General features: G+C 63.0%; 4 protein-coding genes and 1 pseudogene. All 5 read left to right on the forward strand.

Annotated features, from left to right (window positions below):
- The first annotated feature begins 599 nt into the window (after window positions 1-599).
- Window positions 600-2,123 (forward strand): PIN domain-containing protein, encoded by a 1,524-nt coding sequence (locus JDV09_RS26290; protein WP_308124255.1) that lies wholly within the window; start codon window positions 600-602, stop codon window positions 2,121-2,123.
- Window positions 2,123-2,563, forward strand: a complete 441-nt coding sequence (locus tag JDV09_RS26295) for an ASCH domain-containing protein (protein ID WP_255606085.1) — start codon at window positions 2,123-2,125, stop codon at window positions 2,561-2,563. The genes JDV09_RS26290 and JDV09_RS26295 overlap by 1 nt, the downstream gene beginning before the upstream one ends.
- Before the next feature lie 9 nt (window positions 2,564-2,572).
- A complete protein-coding gene (locus JDV09_RS26300) occupies window positions 2,573-2,905 on the forward strand; it encodes a hypothetical protein (RefSeq protein WP_221372065.1) in 333 nt (110 codons plus the stop codon).
- 533 nt (window positions 2,906-3,438) lie between these two features.
- Window positions 3,439-3,564 carry a hypothetical protein gene (locus JDV09_RS27105; protein ID WP_255606083.1) on the forward strand — a complete coding sequence of 42 codons (126 nt, stop codon included), beginning with the start codon at window positions 3,439-3,441 and terminating at the stop codon, window positions 3,562-3,564.
- 101 nt (window positions 3,565-3,665) lie between these two features.
- Window positions 3,666-3,793: pseudogene (locus JDV09_RS26305) on the forward strand (IS5 family transposase); the annotation flags it as partial.

The following is a 3,793-nucleotide window of genomic DNA, read 5'->3' on the forward strand; positions in this document are numbered from 1 at the left end:
AATCGAATCCGGACCCACCCGGCCCTCACAGAAATTCGCCGTCGACCGCAGCAGATCCGCCTGAGCAGGCGTCCGTCCCAACGTCACCCACTCATTCAACTCAACCAGCGGCGATCAGCCGGTCACCGCCGCGCAAAAAACACCATCCACCTAGCCCACCGACAGCCGCCCCAGGGGCGGCCCTTTCTTGCAGTACGGAGCGTCAACTGCAGGTCGTCTACAGGCAGCCGCATGCGCCCACAGCCCCACCGGCGCCGGATTCGGACCTGTAGTCGGCGCCCAATGCCCTCCCTGCGGTCAAACGGTGTCTCGTGGAAGGACTACAGGCTGCTGAGGACTGGCTATAGGGCCTGGTTTCGTTACGGGCCACCGGTCGCGCATCAGAGCCTCTGTCAGAGCCAGCGCGTTTCAGGCGCCGGTACGACGTGGGTTGCGGGATAGCAGCAACCAGTAAACCCGTTCGGGAATCAATCCGGGCTAGCGCCCAACACGGCGCCCGGTATCCGCCCTGCCGGCAATCGACAAATCCCAGGCAATTCACGCCGCCCGATCTCGTGTCAGCTACGGGTGTTGCCGGAGTTACGGGTGATAATCCGGATGTGGCGGACGACAGAGGCTCGGATGCAGCGTCGTCACCGACCAGATTCCTTCTGGATACCAACGTGATCATCGCTCTTGAGCCGTTCGCAGGGGACATGGAACCCGGCTTGGAACTTGCAGCGACGTTCATCCGCTTGGCCACGAAACAGCGCCATCGAGTGTTCGCTCACCCCGCCACCGGGGACGAGATTTCCGATGGCAAGGCCCCGGACCGGGTACGGCAGCGCCTCGCTGAACTTGCCAAGTTCGAGATGCTGGACGAGCCACCCATCAGCGCCCAACTCCGTGCCGAGCTTGGTCCCGTCGTCCCCGGCTCCAATAACGACCGGGACTTGCGGATCCTCGCGGCGTTGGACGCCAACGCGGTCAACTTCCTCGTAACCAACGACGCCGGCCTTCGCCAGCGCGCCAAGCGCGTTGGACTCGGTGATCGCGTCCTCACCGCCGCCGACGCAGTGGCGATGCTGGAAGGCTTCGAGCCGGCCACCGCGCCACCCCCGCCGAGAGTGACGCCCCTCCAGTCATACGCGCTAGACCTCGATCAGGAAATCTTCGCCAGCATCAGGGAGGACTACCCAGGTTTCGACACTTGGATCGACAAGGTGCGGGGAGACTCGCCGAACCGGGAGTGCTATGTCGTCACGGAGCCAGACGGCGCATACGCTGCGGTGGCCATACTCAAGATCGATGAGGCCGACTGCGCCTACGACTTCACCAAGCCCGTCGCCAAGATCTCGACATTCAAAGTGGGACCGGCATTTTCAGGATTCCGGTACGGGGAACTGCTACTTAAGGCCGTGCTCAAATCTCACCACAATCATCGGGTTGGCAGCGCATACGTCGAAGTCTGGGACCGACATCAGCGTCTAATCGATTTCCTGGGAATGTTCGGCTACCAGGAAGCAGGCAAGTCCGACCGTGGCGAAGCCGTGCTCGTCAAGAGCTACCTCCCCCGCGATGACTCGCTGGGGGCATTGGACTATCACGTCGCATACGGTCCGCCGGCGGTGTCCGACGACGCCCGAGTGTTCGCCATACCGATTGTTGACCGATGGCATAACCAACTCTTCGCCGAGTGCATCCCCGACGATGCTCAACTGACCCTGCCGGGCTTATCCGTCACTACCCGTCCGTGGGGAAACGCCCTCCGCAAGGCGTACCTATGTAATGCATCGACAAACCAGGTCCAGCCCGGCGACGTGGTTTTTTTCTACCGATCCGGGTTCCAGATCGTGTCCGTGGTCGGCGTCGCCGAGGACACGTTCAGAACAGCCGTTCCCGAAGAGGTGCTGAATCACGTGGGCGGCAGAACCGTCTACGGCGCCGCCGACATCGCGGAACTCGCGTCCCACCGCTCGCAGGTTCTCGTCATTCTGTTTCGGCAGGACCGTGTCATTGACCCGGCATGGACCCTTGCCGAGCTTGAGACCAATGCGGTGCTGAGAGCACCACCCCGCACCGTGACGCAAGTGAAGGAGGCAGGCACCCAGTGGGTACATCAACAACTGGCCGCCATGTGGTGATGTCCGTACACCCACGCTTCGCGGAGGCGATCATGGACGGGCGGAAGAAGGTCGAGTTCCGCAAGCGTCCCCTCGCCGACGATGTGACGGTGGTATGGGTATACGCCACAACACCAATCCAGCGGATCATCGGCTATTTCGAGATCGATGCGGTGCACGCCGCCAAACCAGCGGATCTGTGGCGGCAGTTCGCAGCAGTTGGCTGCATTGACCGAGTTGATTTCGACCGCTACTACGCGGGCGCCACCACCGGTGCCGGGATCGCGATCCGCAAGGCAGTGCGCCTAGACGTGCCGGCGCCTATTGCCGACTTGCTGCCCTCCGGTGTGCCCCCGCAGAGCTATGCCTATGTCGGATCGACTCGCAACGCCCTCGCAGCCTTGGTGCACCCAATGTTCCAAGAGATTGATTTCGACGTGGCCGCATCTCCCGCCGGATAGTCTCGGGCGATGAGGGGATTGCTGCTGAGCTGCGCATTGGCAGCGGTCGTCGGGCTGACGGGGGCGCCGCTGGCCAGCGCTGACACCATCGACGAGATGGTCAAGGGCACGGGCGCTTTGGAGAGTCCGTTCTGGCGGTCGCTGTATGAGAATGGCTATGGCTACCTTGACGCCCAGCGGGTGAGCAACGACGGCAAGATCGCGTGTGTGAATCGCCAGGCCGGTGTGCCGCCGTATCAGATAACGCCGCTGATGCAGTCACGTGGATACACCAGCGAAGAAGCATGGGCCATCGTCCTCGCTGAGGAGGCGGCCAGCGAATCCGCCCACGCCGTCTGCTGACGCCTATGCGGGCAATGTCCGGGCCAGCCACGCTCCTGAGGTACAGCAGCACCGTGGAATCGGTGTTCGACCTGCTGGGACATATGGAGAACGACCTCACCGCCGCGTTCGGATTCGCACTCGCCCGCTGCCCGAGGCTCTACTGGAAGCTGGTCGCAGGTCTTTCGCTCCAGCTCGGAGCTGACCTTGGCGGGGAACCTGAGTTCGCCTTGGAGACTCCCGACGATGCGGGGCGAACGGATCTGGAGATCAGGTTGCCGAACAGCCTCCTTGTCTGCGAGGCGAAACGCGACTGGCTGATGCCGGAGACTGCCCAGTTGCGGCGCTACGCGAGCCGCGTATGCAAGCACGGCGCTGGGGCGCTAGCACCGGCAGCGAGGCAGCGGCCCCGGCGGCGTGCAGGGCGATTTCGGCTCCCAGGTGTCCGGTGTCGCCACCAGCGGCCCCGGCGCTATGGCCGACGCCATCGATGCGGTGCGCGATGCACTGAATGGCGACTGATACCAGTGCCATTCACCATTGAGGAAAGCGACATGACGCGGCTGCCCGAGGTGGTCGAGTACGCCAGTCGGCATCTGATCTCGGTCGAGGCCGCGATCATCTGCCTGGTGAACCACGGGTTGTCGCACCAGTCGGTGAGCTACCTGCCGAGCAAGTAGCACCAAACCAAAAGGCCCCGGCCATGTTTCGGTCGGGGCCTTCTGCATGCCTAGGGCGTGTCTCCGTAATATTCGCGCCTTGACCGGCGACGATTGTGACCGTGACGCGGATGGGTGTGATTTCTGATGGGTTCTGGTCGGCCGTCGAGTCGGTTATGCCCTCGGATGTAGGTAAGCGGGGCAACAGATTCAGCGATCACCGGTTGATCTTGGAAGGGATCGCGTGGCG

This window comes from Mycolicibacterium xanthum (assembly GCF_019710635.1).
Taxonomy (GTDB): Bacteria; Actinomycetota; Actinomycetes; order Mycobacteriales; family Mycobacteriaceae; genus Mycobacterium; species Mycobacterium xanthum.

What these genes read in the sequence shown, in the direction of transcription:
- JDV09_RS26295 (WP_255606085.1), top strand. Translation starts at nt 2,123, where the DNA reads ATGTCCGTACACCCACGCTTCGCGGAGGCGATCATGGACGGGCGGAAG.
- JDV09_RS26300 (WP_221372065.1), top strand. Translation starts at nt 2,573, where the DNA reads ATGAGGGGATTGCTGCTGAGCTGCGCATTGGCAGCGGTCGTCGGGCTG.
- JDV09_RS27105 (WP_255606083.1), top strand. Translation starts at nt 3,439, where the DNA reads ATGACGCGGCTGCCCGAGGTGGTCGAGTACGCCAGTCGGCATCTGATC.